The organism is Pseudomonas sp. KB_12, assembly GCF_052114545.1.
Lineage (GTDB): Bacteria > Pseudomonadota > Gammaproteobacteria > Pseudomonadales > Pseudomonadaceae > Aquipseudomonas > Aquipseudomonas brassicacearum.
The window spans coordinates 59,038-83,034 of record NZ_JBFREY010000007.1 but is presented as its reverse complement, the minus strand read 5'-3'; the positions used below and the strand labels follow the sequence as shown (position 1 = coordinate 83,034).

Genomic DNA, 23,997 nt, shown 5'->3' with positions numbered 1-23,997 from the left:
AAAACCTCAGGCAATTGCGTGAAAGTCCCGGATGGTAGCAAATGCTGCGGAGGGCGTCAGCCGTCGAGTTCCGAGAAGCCCGTGAGGAAATGTGGCCCGATGTAACGCTCCGGCAGCTCGAACTCATCGCGATATTCGACCTGTACCAGGTACAAGCCAAACGGGTGCGCCGTGACGCCACCGGAGCGACGGACACGACTGTCGAGCACTTCTTTGATCCACTCCACCGGCCGTTCGCCAGCACCAATGGTCATCAACACGCCGGCAATGTTGCGCACCATGTGATGCAGGAACGCGCTGGCGCGGATGTCGAGCACGATCATCTTGCCGTGACGAGTCACGCGCAGGTGATGCAACTCTTTGATCGGCGACTTGGCCTGGCACTGGCCGGCGCGAAAGGCGCTGAAGTCGTGCACGCCGACCAGGTATTGCGCGGCCTCGGCCATGCGCTCGACGTCCAGCGGGCGGTGATTCCAGGTGATTTCTTCGTTCAGGTGCGCCGGGCGGATCTGATCGTTGTAGATCACGTAGCGATACCGCCGGGCGATGGCCTTGAAGCGGGCATGGAAGTGCGCCGGCATCACCTTCGCCCAACTGACGCTGACGTCGTGGGGCAAGTTGATGTTGGCGCCCATCACCCAAGCCTTCATCGAACGCTCGACCTGGGTGTCGAAATGCACCACTTGGCCGCAGGCATGCACGCCAGCATCGGTACGGCCGGCGCAATGCAGCGACACGGGTGAGTCGGCGACTTTGGACAGGGCGTTTTCAAGGGTTTCCTGCACCGTCAATACACCGGAAGCCTGGCGCTGCCAGCCACGATAGCGCGAGCCTTTGTATTCAACGCCCAAGGCGATCCGGAAAAAGCCGTCGGCCGCCATTTCGGCGGCCGGGTTGTCTATGTTTGCCAAGGAATTACAGCCTGCTGAGGTACGCAAAGGCGGGCATTATAAGGCCGATGGCTTGGGATGCCAGTCCGGCGGGTGATCCTGTGTTGAATGGTCTGGCGCTATCGTCGGATCGCCGCCCGGAGCAAGCTCGCCCCCACAGGAGCCCAGATGATTTTTCAGACCAAGACAAGTCCTTGTGGCGAGGGAGCTTGCTCCCGCTGGGCTGCGAAGCAGACCCTCTCCATGGCGCGTCGAGCACTTTTGCGAGCGCTGCGCACTCGAGCGGGAGCAAGCTCCCTCGCCACAAGAGCAGCGTGAATTGCCCACAAACAAAAACGGCAGCCTCACCGGCTGCCGTTTTTGTTCAATCGCTGACTCAAGCCAGGCGCGACAACATCTCCTGCGCTTCGCTCTTCTGGGTGGCGTCGCCTTCGCTGAGGACTTCGCCGAGGATGTCGCGGGCGCCGTCGTTGTCGCCCATGTCGATGTAGGCCTGGGCCAGATCGAGCTTGGTCGCCACTTCGTCGGTACCGCTAAGGAAGTCGAAGTCGGGTTCGTCTTCAGCACCGACCAGGGCATCTTCGGCGGTAAACGTCGGCTGGCCCAGCGTGTCGGACAGACGATCCAACTCGGCGTTTACATCGTCCAGCTCGGACTCGAAGGCATCCTTGGGCGCATCGTGCGCGTCCATTTCATCAGACAGGGACAGATCGAAATCCGCCGGCAGTTCGAGATCGTCGGCTGGGATGTCGGCCAAGGCTGGCGTTTCAGTCGCAGGCAAATCCAGGCCCTTGAGGTCGTCGTCCAGATCGAGCAGGAAGTCTTCATCGTCGAGCGCCGGGATCGGGGTCGGCGCATCGGCGCCCAGGTCCAGGTCGAATTCCGACAGGTCGTCCAGGCTTTCGTTGGCTTGAGTCTGTTGCTTGAGCACCGACTCGAAACTCAGATCGTCGTCTTCCGGGAACGCGTCCAGCTCAGCGACAGGCTCTGGTGTCGGCGCGACCGGGGTCGTTTCCAGGTCATCCAGGCTCAAGTCAAAGGCGCTGTCCAGCTCCTCGTCGGTCGGCGTCTTGTCTTCCAACAGGTCCTTGACGTACTGCGCGTCCAGCTCCGCTGCCACTGTCGCGGCGGCCAAGCCTGCCGCGGTGGCGACCACCATGGCCGGGAAACGGCTTTTCAGCTGTTCGACCTGGGCGAAATTCTCGCCATTGGCCACCAACTGGCGTTCCTGGGCGACGAAAGCGTCGCGGTCGCCCTGCTGACCGTAGACTTCCATCAGCTTCAGGCGCAGGTCGCTGCGCTGGGGCTCGGCCTTGATGCCTTGTTCAAGCAGGTCGGCGGCCTGGTTCAAGCGACCGCGGTCGATATGGGACTGGGCCTGGGGCAACACGTCGTCGGAGCGCTCGGCAGCCGGAGCCACCAATGGCGCCGCGATAGGCGGTGTGACCACCACAGGCGCGACCACCGGGGCCGGCTTGGGGACTGGTGCAGGGGCAGGCGCGGGTTTTGGCTCGAGTTTTACGCTCGGTGGCGGAACGTCAATGCCCTCGAAGCTGCTCGGGGGCAGATCGAGCTCCGGGGAGAAGTCAGCCTCCTCCTCGAGGGCTCGGGCCATGCGCAAGTGCTTTTCCGCTTCCTGTTGAGCCTTGCGGCGACGGGCGAGCAGCAACAGCAGCAACAGCAGGAGCAGCGCGCCGCCGCCAATCAATCCCAGCAGGATCGGGTTGGTCAGCAGGTCGTTGTATTTTTGCTCGTTGGACGCGGCAGGCGTCGGCTCGACCGGAGCGGCAGGCGGCGTCGCTTCCGGGACCGCCTCTGGCGCAGGCGCAGCCGTCGGGGCCTGTGCCGCTGGCGCAGGGGTCAACTCTGCGGACATTGCAGGAGGTGCCTCGCCAGCAGGAGGAACGGCGGCACCTTCGGCCTGCATCTTGGCCAGTTGGTTGTTCTTCAGCTCGATCAGGCGCTGCAGTTTGTCCAGTTGGCTCTGCAGATCCGCCATGCGGCTTTTCAGTTCTTCGTTATCCCGGCGAGCCGAGTCGAGGCTTTCCTGGGTGACTGCAAGCTTGTTGGTGAGCGCCTGGGCATCGCCGGCAGCGCCCTTGCCCTTGCCGCCCGCCTTCGCCGAGTCGGCCGACACCAGGCTCAAGTTGTCGCGACCGGCAGCCTGTGCCGGCGCGCCTTCGCCACGGCCACGCTTGGTGGCATCCAACTGCTGCTTGCCAGCACCCGCCACGCCACGACGACCCGAGCGCCAGGCGGCGTTCTGCGCAGCCACTTCAGCGATGGCCTGGGGTTGCGGCAACGCAGTGCTTTGCACGGGGTCCGGCAGGCGCAAGACCTGACCGGTCTTGAGCAGGTTGATGTTGCCGTTGATGAATGCGTTCGGGTTCAACGCCTGGATCGCCAGCATGGTTTGCTGGACCGACCCACCGTTGCGCGCCTTGGCGGCGATTTCCCACAGGGTATCGCGCGGCGTGGTGGTGTATTGCGAAGGCTTGGTGGCCCCGGTGACCGGCGTGGACACGACCTGGGGCGGTTTCGCCCGGGCGGCGTCGGCGGCCTGTGGCGAGAATTTGGAAGGATCGAGCAAAACGCTATAGTCGCGCAGCAGACGGCCGTTAGGCCACATCACCTGCACCAGGAACTTGACCATGGGTTCGGACAGCGGCCGGCTGGACGTTACCCGCAGGACGCTCTTGCCATTGGCGTTGATCACCGGGGTGAAGCTCAGGTCATTGAGAAAGGCCTGGCGGTCGACGCCGGCCTTGGCGAAGTCATCGGGCGAGGCCAGGCTCGGCACGACTTCGGCGGCGGTCAGCTGCTGGACGTCGAGCAACTCGATCTCGGCGACCAGGGGCTGGTTCGGCGTCGACTTCAGGGTCAATTCCCCGAGCCCGAGCGCTTGCGCCATACCGGAGGACAGCGCCGAGGCGGCCGCTATTGCTAACACCAGTTTGCGAACTTGAACCATAGCCTCTTCCTTTGTTTGAACATTCCTCGGCCAGCGAGAAGGTATTGATGCCGCTGCCGTAAGGCATTGCGCGCAGCCCCGATGCGACGGTGCGCGCGATCATTTCACTCATGCCCCGGGAAAGTCCCCCAGAGGGATGTTCGCCTTCAGCATTCCGACCAAGCATAGCGCCCGGCTAGAATCATTCGACAAATTGACGCCAAGTATCTTTTACAGCAAGCCTTTTATCAACAACTCAGCCACCTGCACGGCATTGAGCGCCGCGCCCTTGCGCACGTTATCTGACGTCAGCCACATATTTAGTTCCGCCGGATCGTCGATCCCACCGCGAACACGACCAACGTAGACCACATCCTGCCCCACCGCATCGCCCACCGCCGTCGGGTAATCGCCCGCCTCCACCAGCTCGATACCGGGTGCCGCTTCCAACGCCGCGTTGACCTTGGCCAGGTCGATGGGGCTCGCAGACTGCACAGTCACGCTAAAGCTATCGCCAAAAAACACCGGGGCTTGAATGCAAGTTACGGAAATCTTTAACAAAGGTTGATTCAGCACCTGGCGCAACTCGCGGACCAGGCGCTTTTCCAGCTGCGTATGGCCCTGCTCGTCCGGGGTGCCGACCTGGGCCAGCAGGTTGAACGCCATCTGCCGATCAAAGAATTTCGGCTCCAGCGGACGGGCGTTGAGCAGCTCGGCGGTCTGGCGCGCCAATTCGCTCACGGCCACGCGGCCCTGGGCCGACACGGCGAGGCTGGCGGTCAGGCTGATGCGCTGCAAGTCCAGGCATTCGCGCAGCGGCGCCAGCACGACCGCCAAGGCCGTGGCCGAAGCGCTGGGGCTGCTGACCTGCAACGGCTTGCTCAAACCGGCGAGCACCTGGGCATTGGCTTCCGGCACGATCTGCGGCGCCTGTTCGGGCGGCAAGGCGCCGGACAGGTCGATCAGCGCACAGCCAGCCGCCGTGGCCCGCGGGGCGAAACTCAGGGTCACCGCCGGGCCGGCGGCGAAGAACACCAGTTGGACTTTGCTGAAATCGAATTCGTCGACTTCGCGCACCCGCACGTTTTTGCCGCGGAACATCACCGAGCTGCCTGCCGATTCGCTGCTGGCCAGCAGGTGCAGGTTGCCGACCGGGAAGTCCCGCTCTTCGAGAATCTGGACGAGGGTTTCGCCGACAGTACCGGTGGCGCCGATCACGGCAATATCAAAGGACTGGCTCATGGGTCTACCTCAGGTAAAACGTGGGGAGCGGCACTTTACCGGGTGGTGGGTATGCAGGCAATTGGCCGGAGGGTTTGCAGTGCCTGGGCGGGCCTCATCGCGAGCAAGCTCGCTCCCACATGGGATCTTCAGTGACCACAAAACCTGTGGGAGCGAGCTCGCGATGAGGCCCGCCCTGACACACAATTGCCCCCCAATAAAAAACCCGCACCTCTCACAAGGCACGGGTTCTTTCACAGCCGCATTCGATCAACGCTCGAGCAGGATCCGCAGCATGCGACGCAGCGGTTCGGCCGCGCCCCACAGCAGTTGGTCGCCGACGGTGAAGGCACCGACGAATTGCGAACCCATGTTCAGTTTGCGCAGACGGCCCACCGGTACATTCAGGGTGCCGGTGACCTTGGTCGGGCTCAGCTCCTGCATGCTGATTTCGCGGTTGTTCGGCACCAGCTTGACCCAAGGGTTGTGCTGGCTGATCAGCCCTTCGATGTCGGCGATCGGCACGTCTTTGTTCAGCTTGATGGTCAGCGCCTGGCTGTGGCAGCGCATGGCGCCGATGCGCACGCAGATGCCGTCCACCGGGATCGGGCTCTTGAAGCGACCCAGGATCTTGTTGGTTTCGGCCTGGGCCTTCCACTCTTCGCGGCTCTGGCCGTTAGGCAGTTCCTTGTCGATCCAGGGGATCAGGCTGCCGGCCAGCGGTACGCCGAAGTTCTCGGTCGGGTAGGCATCGCTGCGCATCGCCTCGGCGACCTTGCGGTCGATGTCGAGGATGGCACTGGCCGGATTGGCCAGGTCGTCGGCGACGGCGGCGTGGGTGGCGCCCATCTGCTTGATCAGCTCACGCATGTTCTGCGCGCCGGCACCGGACGCCGCCTGGTAGGTCATGGCACTCATCCACTCCACCAGACCGGCTTCGAACAGGCCACCCAGACCCATCAGCATCAGGCTGACGGTGCAGTTGCCGCCGATGTAGTTCTTGGTGCCCGCGTCCAGCTGCTGGTCGATGACCTTGCGGTTCACCGGGTCGAGGACGATCACCGCGTCGTCCTGCATGCGCAGGCTGGAAGCGGCGTCGATCCAGTAACCCTGCCAGCCGGCTTCACGCAGCTTGGGGAAGACTTCGCTGGTGTAGTCGCCACCCTGGCAGGTCAGGATCACGTCGAGGGTCTTGAGCTCTTCGATGCTGTAGGCATCCTTGAGCGCACCGGTGTCCTTGCCCACGGACGGGCCCTGGCCACCGACATTGGAAGTGGTGAAAAACACCGGCTCAATGAGATCGAAATCCTGCTCTTCCAGCATTCGCTGCATGAGCACGGAACCGACCATGCCGCGCCAACCGATCAGACCTACACGTTTCATCGCAACTACACCTATACAAAAGTGGGCCACCGTCGGAGCGGTGGGCCCGAAAGATTACAGATTCCGCAGCGCGGCGACTACTGCATCGCCCATTTGCTGCGTACCGACTTTGGTACAACCTTGCGACCAGATATCACCGGTGCGCAAGCCTTGGTCCAAGACCACGCTGACGGCTTTTTCGATCGCGTCGGCGGCATCGTTCAAGTTGAAGCTGTAACGCAGCATCATCGACACCGACAGGATGGTCGCCAACGGGTTGGCAATGTCCTGCCCGGCGATGTCTGGCGCCGAACCATGGCACGGCTCGTACATGCCCTTGTTGTTGGCGTCCAGGGAGGCCGACGGCAGCATGCCGATGGAGCCGGTGAGCATCGACGCTTCGTCGGACAGGATGTCGCCGAACAGGTTGTCGGTGACGATCACGTCGAACTGCTTCGGCGCACGCACCAGTTGCATGGCGGCGTTATCGACGTACATGTGGCTCAGCTCGATGTCCGGGTAATCCTTGGCCACCTGCTCGACCACTTCACGCCACAGTTGGCTGGAAGCCAGTACGTTGGCCTTGTCCACCGAGCACAGCTTCTTGCCACGCACGCGGGCCATGTCGAAGCCAACCCGGGCGATACGGCGGATTTCGCTTTCGCTGTACGGCAGGGTGTCATAGGCCTGGCGCTCGCCATTTTCCAGCTCACGGGTGCCACGCGGGGCGCCGAAGTAGATGCCGCCGGTCAACTCGCGGACGATGAGGATGTCCAGGCCCGCGACGATTTCCGGCTTCAGGCTCGATGCATCGGCCAGTTGCGGGTAGAGAATCGCCGGACGCAGGTTGCCGAACAGGCCCAGTTGCGCGCGAATCTTCAGCAGGCCGCGCTCAGGACGGATGTCGCGTTCGATCTTGTCCCATTTCGGGCCGCCCACGGCGCCCAGCAGCACGGCATCGGCTGCACGGGCACGGTCCAGGGTTTCATCGGCCAGGGGCACGCCGTGCTTGTCGATGGCTGCGCCGCCGATCACGTCGTGGCTGAGTTCGAAGCCAAGGCCGTACTTGTCGTTCGCCAGTTCCAGGACCTTGACCGCTTCGGCCATGATTTCCGGACCAATGCCATCACCTGGGAGAATCAGAATCTGCTTGCTCATGCTTTCCTCGTTTGCTCTGTCGGCACACGCCTGGGCTTTGTACCCAACGCCTGGCCGGGAAAAATGCTATCGCTCGGCCCACAGCACCAACACATCTGTACTGAACGAACCATCGGCCTCAATCTCAAAATATTCACGCACTTCATCGCCCATCGAACGCTGCAGCTGGAGAATCGCCGCCCGCATCACCTCGGGGGTGCGCATGCGCTCGACCCAGGAGCGGTATTCAAGGCGCAGGCGCTGGCGCGAGGTGCTGCGGGTGTGCAACCCCGCCTCGCTGACCTGGCGCAACCACTCGCCGGCAGAATAATCGCGCACGTGGCTGGTGTCGCGCAGCACTTCGACGCTTTGCAGGTACGTGTCCAGCAACGGCATGCCAGGCGACAGGACGTCGATGAACGCCACCACGCCGCCCGGCTTGAGCACCCGGCGCACTTCCCGCAACGCCAGGCCCAGGTCGCTCCAATGATGCGCCGAATAGCGGCTGAACACGAAGTCGAACTCAGCGTCGGCGAACGGCAAGCGCTCAGCGGCGCCGCATACCGTGCTGACATTGCCCAGGCCACGCTCGGCAGCCGCCGTGGCGACCACATCGAGCATTTGCTGGGACAAATCATAAGCCACTACTTCACCGGCCAGCGGCGCTACATGGAAACTCACATGGCCGGCGCCGCACCCCAGGTCCAGCACCCGGGCATCGCCACGGCCGGCCAACGCAGCTTGCAGCAGCGCGAATTCAGCGCCCTGGGCGTGCACGGCACTGCTCAGATAGGCCGAGGCCTGTTCACCGAATTGCTTTTGTACAACCTGACTGTGGGCGGTGCTGGTCATGGGATGTCCTTGTGGTGTTGTGTTGCCTGGGCGGGCCTCATCGTCGGATCGCCGCCCGGAGCAAGCTCGCTCCCACAGGGGCTTTGTGAACGCCGCAAATCCAATGTGGGAGCGAGCTTGCTCGCGATGAGGCCGGTACTGCCTACATCAATCCTTCAAGCATCGCGAAACAACCAAGGCTGGCTCGCCCGGTGCTTGGCCTCGAACGCGGCAATCGCCTCGCCGTCCTGCAAAGTCAGGCCGATATCGTCCAGGCCGTTGAGCAGGCAATGCTTGCGAAACGCGTCGATCTCGAAACCCAGCACCTTCCCGTCGGGACGGGTCACGGTCTGGGCGGCCAGGTCGACCTGCAGTTGATAGCCAGGGTTGGCCTCGACCTGCTGGAACAGCTCATCCACGTCAGCATCGCTGAGGATGATCGGCAGCAAGCCGTTCTTGAAGCTGTTGTTGAAGAAAATGTCGGCATAGCTCGGCGCGATGATGCTGCGGAAACCGTATTCTTCCAGGGCCCATGGCGCGTGCTCGCGGCTCGAGCCGCAGCCGAAGTTCTCACGGGCCAGCAACACGCTGGCGCCTTGGTAGCGCTCGGCGTTGAGCACGAAGTCCTTGTTCAAAGGCCGCTTGGAGTTGTCCTGGTAAGGCTGGCCGACATCCAGGTAACGCCATTCGTCAAACAGGTTCGGGCCGAAACCGGTGCGCTTGATGGACTTCAAGAATTGCTTGGGAATGATCTGGTCGGTGTCGACGTTGGCACGATCCAAAGGCGCGACAAGACCGGTGTGCTGGGTAAAAGCTTTCATGCTGCGCTCCTTCAGATCAATTCGCGGACGTCGACGAAACGGCCGTTGACAGCCGCCGCCGCGGCCATGGCCGGGCTCACCAGGTGCGTACGGCCACCGGCGCCCTGACGGCCTTCGAAGTTACGGTTGGAGGTGGAGGCGCAATGCTCGCCCGACTCCAAGCGGTCCGGGTTCATCGCCAGGCACATCGAGCACCCCGGCTCACGCCATTCGAAACCGGCTTCAAGGAAAATCTTGTCCAGCCCTTCCGCTTCCGCCTGGGCCTTCACCAGGCCCGAGCCCGGCACCACGATGGCCTGCTTGATGGTCGAAGCAACCTTGCGCCCCTTGGCGATCACTGCAGCGGCGCGCAGGTCTTCGATCCGCGAGTTGGTGCAAGAGCCGATGAACACACGGTCAAGCTGAATGTCAGTGATCGCCTGGTTGGCGCTCAAGCCCATGTATTTCAAGGCGCGGACGATGGAGTCGCGCTTGACCAGGTCCATTTCCTTGGCCGGATCCGGTACGTTCTGGTCCACCGCCAACACCATCTCAGGCGAGGTGCCCCAGCTGACTTGCGGCTTGATCTGCGTGGCGTCGAGCTCGACCACGGTGTCGAACTTGGCATCGGCGTCGGACACCAGGTCTTTCCAGGCCTCGACCGCCATGTCCCATTCCGCGCCTTTTGGCGAGAACGGACGGCCCTTGACGTATTCCACGGTTTTTTCATCGGCGGCCACCAGGCCAACGCGAGCACCGGCCTCGATGGACATGTTGCAGATGGTCATGCGACCTTCGACGGACAAGTCGCGGATCGCGCTGCCGGCGAATTCGATGGCATGGCCGTTACCGCCGGCGGTGCCGATCTTGCCGATCACCGCCAGGACGATGTCCTTGGCGGTCACGCCGAACGGCAACTTGCCCTCGACGCGCACCAGCATGTTTTTCATTTTCTTGGCGACCAGGCACTGGGTGGCGAGCACATGCTCCACCTCGGAGGTGCCGATGCCGTGGGCCAGGGCGCCGAAAGCACCGTGGGTCGAGGTGTGCGAGTCGCCGCAGACCACGGTCATGCCAGGCAAGGTCGCGCCCTGCTCCGGGCCGATGACGTGGACGATGCCTTGGCGCACGTCATTCATCTTGAATTCGACGATGCCGTATTCGTCACAGTTATCGTCGAGGGTCTGGACCTGCAAGCGCGAGACCTGGTCGGCAATGGCTTCGATGCCGCCCTTGCGCTCCGGCGTGGTCGGTACGTTGTGGTCCGGGGTCGCGATGTTGGCATCGATACGCCAAGGCTTGCGCCCGGCCAGGCGCAGGCCTTCGAAGGCTTGCGGCGAAGTCACTTCGTGGATGATGTGACGATCGATGTAGATCAGCGCCGAGCCATCGTCGCGCTGCTTGACCAAATGCGAATCCCAGAGCTTGTCGTAGAGCGTTTTGCCGGCCATCAGACGGTTCCTCATCAGCTTGTTTCTATGCCCCGGGCCTTGAACGAATCAATAACCCCTTGGCTTGTGAGGCTGATCCTATGGGGTTACATTAAATAACTCAAATTCATATTTTTCATACTTTGCATAACCAACTGGAATTCGACCGGAACCGCCATGGACCTCGCCAACCTCAATGCCTTTATAGCCATCGCCGAGACGGGCAGTTTCTCCGGCGCCGGCGAACGCCTGCACCTGACCCAGCCGGCCATCAGCAAGCGCATTGCCGGCCTCGAGCAACAGCTCAAGGTGCGCCTGTTCGATCGCCTGGGCCGTGAAGTGGGCCTGACCGAGGCCGGCCGGGCCCTGTTGCCACGGGCCTATCAGATCCTCAACGTACTGGACGACACCCGCCGCGCCCTGACCAACCTGAGCGGCGAAGTGACCGGGCGCCTGACGCTCGCCACCAGCCACCACATCGGCCTGCACCGCCTGCCACCTTTATTGCGGGAATTCACCCGACGCTACCCCCAGGTGGCGTTGGATATCCAGTTCCTGGATTCGGAAGTGGCCTACGAAGAAATTCTCCATGGCCGGGCGGAACTGGCCGTCATCACCCTCGCCCCCGAACCCCACACGCTGGTACGGGCCACACCGGTGTGGGACGACCCCCTGGATTTCGTGGTCGCCCCGGAGCATGCGTTGCTGGAAAACGGCGCGGTCAGCCTGGCGGACATTGCCCTGCATCCGGCGGTTTTCCCGGGGGGCAACACGTTTACCCATCACATCGTGCGACGGCTGTTCGAAGCCCAGGGCCTGACACCGAATATCGCCATGAGCACGAATTACCTGGAAACCATAAAAATGATGGTCTCCATCGGCCTGGCCTGGAGCGTTTTGCCGCGCACCATGCTCGACGAACAGGTGGCGCGCATTCCTTTGCCGGGCATACAACTCAGTCGCCAGCTAGGCTATATCTTGCACACCGAACGGACGCTGTCGAACGCCGCACGGGCCTTCATGGCCTTACTGGACGCACAAATCGATTTGCCAGGGACAAGGGCATAGGTTGTGCCGCGTCTGTAGGGCCTGACGCCTGTGCTTTATGCCCTAACCCGCTCAAGGCTCGCTAGATAATGCCAAAACCCGCTGACCACCTCCCGCCCTTGCCACGCATCCAGGCGCTCGACCCGAAACGGTCCGAGCAGAGCTGGGACAGCGCGCCGCAGTTGCTGGCCGCCCTGAACGGTGCGCGGCTGGGGGCCTGGTCGTGGGACATCGAGACTGGGAAGATCAGTTGGTCCCGGGGCACCCAGGCGCTGTTCGGCTTCGATCCGCGCCAGCCATTGCCAGCGGATGTGGATTATCTGGACCTGCTGCTGCCCGAAGACCGGGCCAAGGCCCTGCGTGCCTTTCATGCGGCAGTGGCCGGGGCGCCACTGGAACAGGCCATGCATCACCACATCGTCTGGCCCGATGGCAGCTTGCACTGGCTGGAGATCAGCGGCAGCGTGCTGCCCGACAAGCACGGGCGCCCGCGCATGATCGGGGTGATCCGCGAAATCACCCATCAGCGCGAGCGGGAACAGGCGCTGCGCAGCTCGGAAAAACGTTTTGCCACGCTGTTCCACCTGAGCCCGAACATGGTGCTGCTGACCCGCGAGGAAGACGGGATGATCAGCGAGGCCAACCAGTATTTCGAAAGCCTGTTCGGCTGGCCGCTGCACGATGTGATTGGCCGGACCACCCTGGAACTGGGCTTGTGGGTCGACTCCGGGCAACGGGAAAAACTGCTGGAAGCCATCAAGGCCAAGGGCGAACTGGCGAGCATGGAGGTGGAACTGCGGGCGAGCAATGGCCAGATCCACACCGGCCTGCTCAGCGCGCAGAAAGTCGAGCTGGAGGGCCAACCCTACCTGTTGAGCGCCTTTCTCGACACCACCGAGCGCAAACTCGCCGAACAGGCCCTCAAGGACAGCCAGGAACGCCTGGACCTGGCCCTCGACTCGGCGCAACTGGGCACCTGGGACTGGCACATTCCCAGCGGCATGCTCTACGGCTCGGCTCGGGCCGCGCAACTCCATGGCTTGGAGCCCAAGCCGTTCCACGAATCGTTCGATGCGTTTTTCGAAGGCGTCCCCACTGAAGAACGCAACAACATGCGCAATGCCTATCGCAGCCTGCGGGAAGGCCCGGCTGGCAACTATCAGTTGACCTACCGCATACAACTGCCGGACGGCAGTTCGCGCTACCTGGAAAGCCGTGCCCGCCTCTACCGCAACGACGACGGCAGCCCCTTGCGCATGGCCGGGACCTTGCTGGACATCACCGACCAGGTGGAGCGCGAACAAAGCCTGGCCGCCTCGGAAGAGAAATTCGCCACGCTGTTCCAGGTCAGTCCCGACCCGATCTGCGTCACCCACCAGGACAGCGGGCGGTTCCTCGAGATCAACTCCAGCTTCACCCAGACCTTCGGCTGGACCACCAGCGACGTGATCGGCCTCAACGCCGACGAAATCGGCCTCTGGGACGCCTCGGGCAGCAGCCTGCAACGCATCGAACGGGTGATCCGCGAACAATCGCTGAACAATGTCGCCATCGTCGTTCACCATAAGAACGGCCAGCCATTGACCTGCGTGATCTCTAGCCGAAAAATCAACGTCGGAAACCAGCCCTGCATCGTCACGACCTTGCGCGACATCACGCAGCAACAACGCTCCGAAGCCGCCCTCAAGGCCAGTGAAGAGAAATTCGCCAAGGCGTTTCATTCCAGCCCCGACGCCATCACCATCACTGAGCTCGAAAGCGGTCGCTACCTTGAGGTCAACGACGGCTTCTGCCGGCTGACCGGCTACCGCGCCGACGAAGTGATCGGGCACACCGTCTACGAAGTGGGGATCTGGGCCGAAGAAAAACAGCGAGCCGCCTTGCTGGCCGAGCTGCAACTCAAGGGCCGCGTAGTCCACCAGGAGATGCTCGGGCGCAATAAACAGGGGGAAATCCTGACGGTGGAGGTCTCGGTCGAGCCCATCACCCTCAATGAAACCGCATGCCTGCTGCTGACCGCCCGGGACGTGAGCCTGTTGCGCAATGCCGAAGCCCAGATCCGCCACCTGGCCTACCACGACTCGCTGACCAACCTGCCCAACCGGGCCTTGCTGATGGACCGGCTGAGCCAGCAGATCGCCCTGCTTAAGCGCCACAACTTGCGCGGCGCCCTGCTGTTTCTCGACCTGGACCACTTCAAGCACATCAACGACTCCCTCGGTCACCCGGTGGGCGACACCGTGCTGAAGATCATCACCGCGCGCCTGGAAGCCAGCGTGCGCCTGGAAGACACCGTAGCGCGGCTGGGTGGCGACGAATTCGTGGTGCTGCTCAGCGGCCTGGAAGGCTCGCGCAACGAAGTCAGCGAGCAAGTGCGGACCCTGGCCGACACCCTGCGCGAACTGCTTTCGGAGCCGATGTTTCTCGATGGCCAGCGCCTGCAGGTCACGCCGAGCATCGGTATCGCGCTGATTCCCGACCACGGTTCCACGCCCACCGATTTGCTCAAGCGCGCCGACATTGCGCTGTACCGCGCCAAGGACTCAGGGCGCAACACCTCGCAGATGTTTCACACCACCATGCAGAAAGCCGCCAGCGAACGGCTGCGCATGGAGACCGACCTGCGCCTTGCCCTGGCCCGTGGCGAGTTCAGCGTGCATTTCCAACCTCAGGTCGATGCCCGGGACAACCGCATCATCGGCGCCGAAGCCCTGGTGCGCTGGCATCACCCGGACCTGGGCGCCCAATCGCCCAATGAATTCATCAAAGTGCTGGAGGACAGTGGCCTGATCCTGGAAGTCGGGACCTGGATCCTCGATGAAGCCTGCGACGGCTTCAAGCAACTGATCGCCAAGGGCAAGATCGATCCCCAGCAATTCAGCCTGTGCGTGAACATCAGCCCACGGCAATTTCGCCAGAGCGACTTTGTCGAACGCATCGAAAACAGTCTCCTCTCTCACGGCCTGCCCTTCTCCCTGCTGAAACTGGAGATCACCGAAGGCATCGTGATCCAGAACCTGGACGACACCATCGCCAAGATGCGCCGGCTCAAGAAACTGGGGGTGAGCTTCGCCATGGATGATTTCGGCACCGGCTACTCGTCGCTGACCTACCTCAAGCGCCTGCCGGTGGACACGCTGAAAATCGACCAGTCATTCGTGCGCGACGCCACCAGCGACCCCAACGACGCCGAAATCATCCGCGCCATCGTCGCCATGGCCCGCAGCCTCAACCTGATCATGATTGCCGAGGGCGTGGAGACCTTGGAGCAATTGCAATTCCTGCAAGGGCTCGATTGCCATCTGTACCAGGGTTATTTGCATAGCCGACCGCTGCCGCTGGAGGCGTTTGAGCGGTTGTTGCCATGACAATGCGAAACGGGGCTTTTGTGGCGAGGGAGCTTGCTCCCGCTGGGCTGCGCAGCGGCCCCAAAAAATAGAATATTCGCCTCAGACCAGCATGACACACCGAGTTGACTGGTTTCAGGGCCGCTTCGCGCTGGAGCACCAGCCCGGCCCAGCGGGAGCAAGCTCCCTCGCCACAATTGGTCTCCCACCGATACACAAAATGAAGAAGGGCGCCGTTGGGCGCCCTTCTTCATTTGCGCTGCATCAGCTTTGCAGTGCGGGTTGTTGCCGCGCTCCGTTGATCGGGATGCGCTTGGCCTTGGCCTCTTCCGGGATCACCCGCAGCAGGTCGATGCTCAACAGACCGTTGCTCAGGCCGGCGGATTTGATCTCGATATGATCGGCCAACCGGAAGGACAGCTTGAACGCACGCTGGGCGATGCCCTGGTGCAGGTAGGTGACGCTGTCGTTACTGGCTTCACGCTTGCCGCCACTGATGGTCAGCACACCTTTTTCCACTTGCAGGTCCAGGTCTTCTTCCTGGAACCCAGCGGCGGCGACCACGATGCGGTACTCGTCATCACCATGTTTTTCCACGTTGTAGGGTGGATAGCTGCTGCCCGGCTCGTTGCGCAGGGCGGTTTCGAACAAGTCGTTGAAACGGTCGAAACCTACCGAGGAACGGAACAGCGGGGCCAGCGAAAATGCAGTACTCATGATTCAAATCTCCTGAAAAATTCAGCAAGTTTTTTTGTCTCCGCGACCCGAATTCGGCATCGCGTAACCCCTATCTAGGGACCGCCAAAAACTTTTCAAGAGCTTTTTCTGAAATTTTTTCAGGCCGCTTCGGTGCGCTGCACACCCAGCAAATGGCCCACCGCATCCAGGTCGGTTTCCCGGCGCAACGCGGTAAACAGTGCCACCGCTTCGGGGTAATTGCGGGTCAGCATCGCCAGCCACTGTTTCAACCGGCCTGGAGCCTGGCGTGGTGTCAGTTGCTCGACCACCTGCACCCAAAAGTCGTGGAGCATCGGCTGCAGCTCGGCCCAGGACATCTCGACCACGTCCTCACCGGCCCGAGCGGCGGCGATCTGCCGGGCCAGGTCAGGGCGGGAAACGAGACCGCGACCGAGCATGATGTCTTCGACACCGCTGATTTCGCGGCAACGGCGCCAATCCTCAACGCTCCAGATATCGCCATTGGCGAACACCGGCACCTTGACCACTTCCTGCACCCGGGGAATCCACTCCCAGTGGGCCGGAGGCTTGTAGCCATCAACCTTAGTCCGCGCATGCACCACGATATGCGCCGCGCCGCCTTCGGCCAGTGCCGTGGCACACACCAGCGCACCGTCCGGGCTATCGAAACCCAGGCGCATCTTGGCGGTGACCGGAATGTGTTTTGGCACCGCACGACGCACGTGCTCGACGATTTCGTTGAGCAGTTCCGGCTCCTTGAGCAACACCGCCCCGCCCCGGGATTTGTTCACGGTCTTGGCCGGGCAACCGAAGTTCAAGTCGATAACCTCCGAGCCCAACTCGCACGCCAACGCCGCGTTTTCCGCCAGGCACACCGGATCGGAACCGAGCAACTGCACCCGCAACGGCACACCGGCAGCCGTCTGGGCACCGGTCAACAACTCAGGGGCGAGCTTATGGAAATAGGCAGGCGTGAGCAGACGGTCGTTGACACGGATGAACTCGGTGACACACCAGTCGATCCCGCCAACACGGGTCAGGACATCCCGCAGGATGTTGTCGACCAACCCCTCCATGGGCGCCAGGGCAATTTGCATGGAAACACACACTCGAACGAAAAAACGTGCGGCAGTTTACCGGATTTTGCCCACAACATCGGAATTCACCACCAATCCCTGTGGGAGCGAGCTTGCTCGCGAAAGCGGTGGGTCAGTTTGCAGGGATGGTGGATGTGCTGCCGTCTTCGCGAGCAGGCTCGCTCCCACAGGGGTCTCGAGCGTTCAAAAATCCTGCGCTCACCACAAATCCCTTGTGGGAGCGAGCCTGCTCGCGATTACGGTGGGTCAGTCGGTGAGGACTCCGGATGGTTTCAACGCAGGACCATAACCTTCGATGAATTCCGGCGGCATGCGCTTGGGCCTGCCGGTGGACAATTCGATGCAGACGAAGGTGGTCTGGGCCCGCAGCAGCGTGGCGTTGTCGCTGGGACGGACCAGCTGGAAATGCCGAGTCATCTTCAACCGCTGGTCCCAGTCGACGATCCAGGTCGCCAATTGCAGCTCATCGCCTTCATAGGCGGCCGCCAGGTAATCGATTTCATGCCGCACCACTGCCATGGCCCGGTCGAGGCGCCGGTATTCCACCAGATCCAGGCCCAGGCGCTGGGAATGGCGCCAGGCGCAGCGCTCGAGCCAGCTGACGTACACCGCGTTGTTGGCGTGGCCCAGCCCGTCGATGTCTTCGGCATTGACCTGAAGATCAATAATGAACGGTGTTGCGCGATCCCAGCCCATGCCCCTCTCCTGGTCGAATTTGGATCGGGGCAGTGTAACGGATCCTAGCTCGACCGCCATCGCGGGCAAGCCTTGCTCCCACAGATCAAGCCGATTGCCGCGCCTGCAGGCTGCGCCCGGCCAGCAGTGATAACACCCCATCAATGACCCGTGGATCGGCCAGCACCCGCTGGTGCCCGCCCTGTGGCAGTCGCAGCAAACGACTGTCGAACCAGGCTTCATGAATCAACTGCGACTCCCTCACCGAAACCGACGTGTCGTCCTCGGCATGGACGATCAACCCCGGCACGTCCAGCTGGTAATGCGCGACGTCCATCTTCGAGGCAGGCATGCCCACATCGCTTTCCACCTGGCGAATGAACGCCGAACGCGCCTTGGGTGGCAGGCCCATCATCCGGGAGAAACCGCGCAGCACCCCAAGAATGCGGGCGGGGGCGGCGATGCTGACCAGCGTCTCGGTACGCAACCCCAACTGGACGGCCAACAGGGCACTGGCGCCGCCCATGGAATGCCCGATCACGGCCTGCAACGGCGGCAGCTCAGCGGCGGCTTCGAGCATGGCCCTGGCAAACAACAGGACATTCGCCTCGCGACCCGGTGAGCGACCATGGGCCGGACCGTCCAGCGCCACCACCGTGTAACCGGCGTCCACCAGGGCCGTGATCAGCGCCGCGAACTGAGTCGGCCGCCCTTCCCAGCCATGCATCAGCAAGACTGCCGGGCCTTTGCCCCAGCGCAAGGCCGAGAGACCGAAGCGCAAGGTGATACGCTCGGACGAGGCCAGCGGCGGCAGCTCCCAATCCCGCGGCGGCAAGTTGCGCGGGCGCATGAACAGCGAACGCATCTGTTTGGCCACCAGGCGCGGAGCCACCCAACCCAGCGTGCCATTGACGCTACGAATCCAGCTCAACCTGTTCATCGCTCATCTCCAGGGCTTGCGCCTTAGCTCATCGCACCGCCGACTTGGCGGCGCGCAGCAAACGATCCGATAACTCTCCAGGGCCCAGCGCTCGCGCCAGGGCCAGGCCGCCCACCATCAAGGCGATATCGCCCAGGGCCTTGTCGGCGTCCTCCGGGCTGGCCGCCAATTGCGCGACCATCAACTCGATATGCTCATTGAGCACTTCACGAAACGCATCCGGCAGCCGGCCGAGCTCGCCGACCGACGCGGGGATCGGGCAGGCGTGTTCAGTGGAATCACGGTGCTTGCGAGACAGATAGAACGCCGCCACAAGAGCGCGCCGCTCTTCGCCTGTCAGTTCGCCGTCCATGTCGGCGATCAAGCCGCGGCGCCGATTGAGCAATTGCTTGAATGCCTCCAGCATCAAGGCATCCTTGCTTTCGAAATGGGCATAAAAACCGCCCACGGTCAGCCCGGCCGCGCCCATCACCTCGCCCACGCTCGGCTCAGCCGGCCCACGCTGGATCAGCGCATCGCTGGCAGCCTTGAGAATGCGCTCACGGGTTTGTGCCTTTTTATCGCTCATCGTCGCCTCCGAATATTACGACTGAAATATTATTCCTATAATAATTTTCCGCAAGCGGAAATGTTGACCGCCGGTCAGAAGTCTATTTTCAAGGATAAGGGAATTGGCCGAACGCCAGACAAACAAAAGGGCCATTCAAGAATTGAATGACCCTTATAAAATCCCGCAGAGCGGGTAATCGTGGCGTCCCCTAGGGGACTCGAACCCCTGTTACCGCCGTGAAAGGGCGGTGTCCTAGGCCACTAGACGAAGGGGACACAAACCTTCTGACTTGATCAGCGCTGAGAACTGATCGATTCAAGGACGGTGTGGCCGGACCTCGAACCTGTAATTGGTGGAGCTAGACGGGATCGAACCGTCGACCTCTTGCATGCCATGCAAGCGCTCTCCCAGCTGAGCTATAGCCCCAGATTTTTCGCCTCGCGGCGGAGCGACATCTTGCAACATCGCTTCTGTAAAACTGGCGTCCCCTAGGGGACTCGAACCCCTGTTACCGCCGTGAAAGGGCGGTGTCCTAGGCCACTAGACGAAGGGGACGCAAACCCTTCTATACAACTGATCAACGCTGAGCGTTGATCGCTTCAAGACCGGTGTGGCCAGGCCTTGAAGTGTAAATTGGTGGAGCTAGACGGGATCGAACCGTCGACCTCTTGCATGCCATGCAAGCGCTCTCCCAGCTGAGCTATAGCCCCTCATCGCTGAGGACGGGGCGAATCTTAAGGGCGTATCGGAGGGCTGTCAAATTTATTTTCAACAAATTTGAAAATTTTTTGCCGGGATAACAATCACTTACCACCTTCCCCAATAAAACTGGGGCCTCGCCTGTTCCGTAGGAGCTGTGTAGGAGCTGACGAGTGCAACGAGGCTGCGATCTTCCCCCAGCTATTTGAATCTCAAGCGAAAGATCAAAAGATCGCAGCCTCGCTTCGCTCGACAGCTCCTACACAGCTCCTACAGGCCATTTAGGCGATCGCGCCCAACAGTTTTTCCCACTCCTTGTTTTCCTTCTTCGACACGCCACCGAGCAGATCGATGGCCTGGCGCAGGCGGAAACGGGTCAGGTCCGGACCGAGGATTTCCATCGCATCGAGCACCGACACCGAGCTGGCCTGGCCGGTAATGGCGGCGAACATCAGCGGCATGGCATCGCGCAGTTTCAACTCCAGCGACTCGACCACGGCCTGGATGGTCGCGGTGATGCTGTCCTTCTCCCACTGACGCAGGCTTTCGAGCTTCCACAGGATCAGTTGCATCAACTGGCGCACCTGGTCGCCCGAAAGCTTCTTGGATTCGAACAACTTCGCATCCGGCGTCACGCCACCGGCGAAGAAGAAGCCGGCCAGCGGGGCGATCTGGCTGAAGGTCTCTACCCTGCCCTGCACATGGGGCGCGATCTTCATCATGTACTCAGGGTTCAATGCCCACTTCTGCACACGTGCGGCGAACTCTTCGACCGGCAGGTCCCGCAGCCACTGGCCGTTGAGCCACGACAGTTTCTCGACGTCGAAGATCGGCCCGCCGAGGGACACGCGCGACAGATCGAAATGCTCGACCATTTCCTGCAGCGAGAACTTCTCGCGCTCGTCCGGCATAGACCAGCCCATGCGCCCCAGGTAGTTGAGCATCGCCTCGGGCATGAAGCCCATGCGCTCGTAGAACGTCACCGAGGTCGGGTTCTTGCGCTTGGACAGCTTGCTCTTGTCCGGGTTACGCAGCAGCGGCATGTAGCACAACTGCGGTTGCTCCCAGCCGAAGTATTCGTAGAGCAGGATCAGTTTCGGCGCCGATGGCAGCCATTCTTCACCGCGCAGGACGTGGGTGATGCCCATCAGGTGATCGTCGACCACGTTCGCCAGGAAGTACGTCGGCAGGCCGTCGGTCTTCATCAGCACTTGCATGTCCATGCGGTCCCACGGGATCTCGACATCGCCACGCAGCATGTCCGGCACCACGCAGACGCCTTCGCTCGGCACTTTCATGCGGATAACATGGGGCTCACCGGCCGCCAGGCGACGGCCGACTTCTTCCTTGGACAGCAGCAGCGCCCGGCCGTCGTAACGCGGGGTTTCACCGCGGGCCATTTGCTCGGCGCGCATCTGGTCCAGCTCTTCGGCGGTGCAGAAACACGGGAACGCATGCCCCATGTCCACCAGTTGCTGGCAATACTGCTGGTAGATGTCACCACGCTCGCTCTGGCGATACGGACCGTGCGGGCCGCCGACGTCCGGGCCTTCGCTCCAGTCGATCCCCAACCAGCGCAGGGCGTCGAAGATCTGCTGTTCGGACTCGCGGGTCGAACGCAACTGGTCGGTGTCCTCGATCCGCAGGATGAACTCGCCGCCATGCTGCTTGGCAAAGCAATAGTTGAACAAAGCGATGTAGGCGGTGCCGACATGGGGATCGCCAGTGGGCGAAGGCGCGATGCGGGTGCGGACGGTGGTCATGGCATGTCTCGGAAAGAATATAAAAGCGAAGATCAAACAGGGGGCGAATGGTAACAGGCGATGGCGGGCGGGCTCCAGTGAGAGCGGGATTTGTGTCGCCAGTCGTCAGACCGAGTCGCGCCCATCGCGAGCAAGCTCGCTCCCACAGGGGGACTCGATCAAACTGTGGGAGCGAGCTTGCTCGCGATGAGGCCCTTGAAGCCGCCAAAGAACCTCAGACAGCCAGCAACCGCTCACGCAACTTGCCAATCTCATCACGCAACTGCGCCGCCGCCTCGAACTCCAGGTCCCGGGCCAGCTGGTACATTTTCTCTTCCAACTGGCGGATGCGCTTGGTGATTTCGCTCGGCGAGCGCAGTTCGGCCTCGTAACGAGCGCTCTCTTCGGCCGCCTTGGCCATGCCCTTGCGCTTCTTGCTGCGCGAGCCGGGCACGGTGGCGCCCTCCATGATGTCGGCGACGTCCTTGAACACGCCCTTGGGGGTGATGCCGTTGGCCAGGTTGAAGGCGATCTGCTTGTCGCGACGGCGCTCGGTCTCACCGATGGCCCGTTCCATGGAGCCGGTGATGCGGTCGGCATACAGAATTGCCCGGCCATTGAGGTTACGCGCCGCGCGGCCGATGGTCTGGATCAACGAACGCTCGGAACGCAGGAAACCTTCCTTGTCGGCGTCGAGAATCGCCACCAGCGACACTTCCGGCATGTCCAGGCCTTCGCGCAGCAGGTTGATGCCCACCAGCACGTCGAAGGTGCCCAGGCGCAGGTCGCGGATGATCTCGACCCGCTCCACGGTGTCGATGTCCGAGTGCAGGTAGCGCACCCGCACACCATGGTCGGCCAGGTAGTCGGTGAGGTCTTCGGCCATGCGTTTGGTCAGCGTGGTGACCAGCACCCGCTCCTCCACCGCCACGCGCTTGGAGATTTCCGAGAGCAGGTCATCGACCTGGGTCAACGCCGGGCGCACCTCGACTTGCGGGTCCACCAGCCCGGTCGGCCGCACCACTTGCTCGACCACGCGGCCGGCATGCTCAGCCTCGTAGTTGCCGGGGGTGGCCGAGACAAAAATCGTCTGCGGGCTCACGCTTTCCCATTCGTCGAAGCGCATCGGTCGGTTGTCCAGCGCCGAGGGCAGGCGGAAGCCGTACTCCACCAGGGTTTCCTTGCGCGAACGGTCGCCTTTGTACATGGCGCCGACCTGGGGCACGCTGACGTGGGATTCGTCAATGACCAGCAAGGCATCGGCCGGCAGGTAGTCATACAAGGTGGGCGGTGGCGCGCCCGCCGGACGGCCCGACAGGTAGCGCGAGTAGTTTTCGATGCCGTTGCAGTAGCCCAGCTCCAGGATCATCTCCAGGTCGAACCGGGTCCGCTGCTCCAGGCGCTGGGCTTCCACCAACTTGTTGTTCGAACGCAGGTATTCCAGGCGCTCCTGCAACTCGACCTTGATCCCTTCGATGGCGTCCAGCAGGGTTTCCCGGGGCGTCACGTAGTGGCTCTTGGGGTAGAAGGTGAAGCGTGGCAACTTGCGGATCACTTCGCCGGTCAGCGGGTCGAACGCCGAGAGACTCTCCACTTCATCGTCGAACAGCTCGATGCGGATCGCTTCCAAGTCCGATTCCGCCGGGTAGACGTCGATCACATCGCCACGCACCCGGAACGTCGCCCGGGCGAAATCCATGTCGTTGCGGGTGTACTGCAAGTCCGCCAGGCGCCGCAGCAAGGCGCGCTGGTCGAGTTTGTCGCCACGGTCCACGTGCAGCACCATCTTCAAGTAGGTTTCCGGGCTGCCCAGACCGTAGATGCACGACACCGTGGTGACGATGATCGCGTCCTTGCGCTCGAGCAAGGCCTTGGTCGCCGACAGTCGCATCTGTTCGATGTGGTCGTTGATCGAGGCATCCTTCTCGATGAAGGTGTCCGACGACGGCACGTAGGCCTCGGGCTGGTAGTAGTCGTAGTAGGAAACGAAGTACTCCACGGCGTTATTCGGGAAAAACGCCTTGAACTCACCGTACAGCTGCGCCGCCAGGGTCTTGTTCGGCGCCAGCACCAGGGTCGGGCGCTGAATCTGGGCGATCACGTTGGCAATGCTGAAGGTCTTGCCCGAGCCGGTCACACCGAGCAGCGTCTGGTGCGCCAGCCCGGCCTCGATGCCCTCGACCATCAGGCGGATGGCTTCCGGCTGATCGCCGGCGGGCTGGAAGCGGGTGACTAGCTGGAATTCAGACATGACATAACCTCTGGATTCACCCCTGTCGGCCAGCCGACAGGAACGAGAAAGACCGAAACGACTGATGTCGCCCGAGGAAAAAACTGGAATGCACACAATGTGGAGGTGAATGCCTTCGCTTTCAAGACGAACGTCCTACACGCCTTGAAGACTTTGACGCGGCGAGAGGACTAACGGTCGAAAAAAATCGTAAAAACTTAGCGTAAAAACCGAATCGCCTGTCGCCGTGCCGGGTGATGGCCTCTATACTAGCTCCCCGTTTGTGCACCGCTCTAGTGCATTCGGCTGGAGCGCCACATCTCCCCTCACTCTCCATTAGAGCCGCGCAA

The 23,997-nt window shown here is 62.1% G+C and carries 17 protein-coding genes and 4 tRNA genes; 2 read left to right on the top strand and 19 right to left on the bottom strand.

All coding sequences use genetic code 11. The features are described from left to right. Positions 1-56: 56 nt before the first annotated feature. The 8 genes from truA to leuC form a co-directional block, all read right to left on the bottom strand. Positions 57-881 (bottom strand): tRNA pseudouridine(38-40) synthase TruA, encoded by an 825-nt coding sequence (gene truA, locus AB4Z20_RS07045; protein WP_018610821.1) that lies wholly within the window; start codon positions 879-881, stop codon positions 57-59. Between the two features lie 385 nt (positions 882-1,266). After that, positions 1,267-3,861, bottom strand: coding sequence for a FimV/HubP family polar landmark protein (locus AB4Z20_RS07040; RefSeq protein ID WP_320389176.1), 2,595 nt, complete (start codon positions 3,859-3,861; stop codon positions 1,267-1,269). Between the two features lie 210 nt (positions 3,862-4,071). Beyond that, entirely contained in the window at positions 4,072-5,082 is a 1,011-nt protein-coding gene (locus tag AB4Z20_RS07035; RefSeq protein WP_442089604.1) for an aspartate-semialdehyde dehydrogenase, read from the bottom strand. 249 nt (positions 5,083-5,331) lie between these two features. Next, complete coding sequence (asd, locus tag AB4Z20_RS07030; protein WP_003203857.1) at positions 5,332-6,444, bottom strand: aspartate-semialdehyde dehydrogenase; 1,113 nt, start codon at positions 6,442-6,444, stop codon at positions 5,332-5,334. A 54-nt stretch (positions 6,445-6,498) separates the two neighbouring features. Continuing rightward, a complete protein-coding gene (gene leuB, locus AB4Z20_RS07025) occupies positions 6,499-7,581 on the bottom strand; it encodes a 3-isopropylmalate dehydrogenase (protein ID WP_258688859.1) in 1,083 nt (360 codons plus the stop codon). A 66-nt stretch (positions 7,582-7,647) separates the two neighbouring features. Next, on the bottom strand, positions 7,648-8,412 hold the full coding sequence (locus tag AB4Z20_RS07020; RefSeq protein ID WP_057451103.1) for a class I SAM-dependent methyltransferase: 765 nt from the start codon (positions 8,410-8,412) through the stop codon (positions 7,648-7,650). Positions 8,413-8,567: 155 nt separating this feature from the next. Next, positions 8,568-9,212: a 3-isopropylmalate dehydratase small subunit gene (gene leuD, locus AB4Z20_RS07015; protein ID WP_018612423.1), complete on the bottom strand. Its 645-nt coding sequence runs from the start codon at positions 9,210-9,212 to the stop codon at positions 8,568-8,570. Between the two features lie 11 nt (positions 9,213-9,223). Then, positions 9,224-10,642, bottom strand: coding sequence for a 3-isopropylmalate dehydratase large subunit (gene leuC / locus AB4Z20_RS07010; RefSeq protein WP_003203866.1), 1,419 nt, complete (start codon positions 10,640-10,642; stop codon positions 9,224-9,226). A gap of 156 nt (positions 10,643-10,798) precedes the next feature. On the opposite strand from leuC, the gene AB4Z20_RS07005 reads away from it, so the two are divergent. Both AB4Z20_RS07005 and AB4Z20_RS07000 read left to right on the top strand, forming a co-directional pair. Then, on the top strand, positions 10,799-11,689 hold the full coding sequence (locus AB4Z20_RS07005; protein WP_003203868.1) for a LysR family transcriptional regulator: 891 nt from the start codon (positions 10,799-10,801) through the stop codon (positions 11,687-11,689). A 68-nt stretch (positions 11,690-11,757) separates the two neighbouring features. Then, positions 11,758-15,036 carry a PAS domain S-box protein gene (locus AB4Z20_RS07000; protein ID WP_253476590.1) on the top strand — a complete coding sequence of 1,093 codons (3,279 nt, stop codon included), beginning with the start codon at positions 11,758-11,760 and terminating at the stop codon, positions 15,034-15,036. 243 nt (positions 15,037-15,279) lie between these two features. On the opposite strand, the gene AB4Z20_RS06995 is transcribed toward AB4Z20_RS07000, so the two are convergent. The 11 genes from AB4Z20_RS06995 to uvrB form a co-directional block, all read right to left on the bottom strand. Then, on the bottom strand, positions 15,280-15,732 hold the full coding sequence (locus AB4Z20_RS06995) for an Hsp20 family protein (protein ID WP_253476592.1): 453 nt from the start codon (positions 15,730-15,732) through the stop codon (positions 15,280-15,282). 119 nt (positions 15,733-15,851) lie between these two features. Continuing rightward, positions 15,852-16,811 (bottom strand): tRNA dihydrouridine synthase, encoded by a 960-nt coding sequence (locus AB4Z20_RS06990; RefSeq protein ID WP_214510503.1) that lies wholly within the window; start codon positions 16,809-16,811, stop codon positions 15,852-15,854. 246 nt (positions 16,812-17,057) lie between these two features. Beyond that, positions 17,058-17,507 (bottom strand): acyl-CoA thioesterase, encoded by a 450-nt coding sequence (locus tag AB4Z20_RS06985; protein ID WP_320389182.1) that lies wholly within the window; start codon positions 17,505-17,507, stop codon positions 17,058-17,060. 85 nt (positions 17,508-17,592) lie between these two features. Then, positions 17,593-18,426: an alpha/beta fold hydrolase gene (locus AB4Z20_RS06980; RefSeq protein ID WP_442089603.1), complete on the bottom strand. Its 834-nt coding sequence runs from the start codon at positions 18,424-18,426 to the stop codon at positions 17,593-17,595. 28 nt (positions 18,427-18,454) lie between these two features. After that, positions 18,455-18,994, bottom strand: a complete 540-nt coding sequence (locus AB4Z20_RS06975; protein WP_014337446.1) for a TetR/AcrR family transcriptional regulator — start codon at positions 18,992-18,994, stop codon at positions 18,455-18,457. Positions 18,995-19,175: 181 nt separating this feature from the next. Continuing rightward, positions 19,176-19,251 (bottom strand) — tRNA-Glu (locus tag AB4Z20_RS06970). 75 nt (positions 19,252-19,326) lie between these two features. Next, positions 19,327-19,402: transfer RNA gene (locus AB4Z20_RS06965), tRNA-Ala, on the bottom strand. A 53-nt stretch (positions 19,403-19,455) separates the two neighbouring features. Next, positions 19,456-19,531, bottom strand: a tRNA-Glu gene (locus AB4Z20_RS06960). A 79-nt stretch (positions 19,532-19,610) separates the two neighbouring features. After that, positions 19,611-19,686 (bottom strand) — tRNA-Ala (locus tag AB4Z20_RS06955). Between the two features lie 270 nt (positions 19,687-19,956). Beyond that, positions 19,957-21,438, bottom strand: coding sequence for a glutamate--tRNA ligase (gene gltX / locus AB4Z20_RS06950; protein ID WP_442089602.1), 1,482 nt, complete (start codon positions 21,436-21,438; stop codon positions 19,957-19,959). A 214-nt stretch (positions 21,439-21,652) separates the two neighbouring features. Further along, positions 21,653-23,668 (bottom strand): excinuclease ABC subunit UvrB, encoded by a 2,016-nt coding sequence (gene uvrB, locus AB4Z20_RS06945; protein ID WP_214510500.1) that lies wholly within the window; start codon positions 23,666-23,668, stop codon positions 21,653-21,655. Between the last annotated feature and the right edge of the window lie 329 nt (positions 23,669-23,997).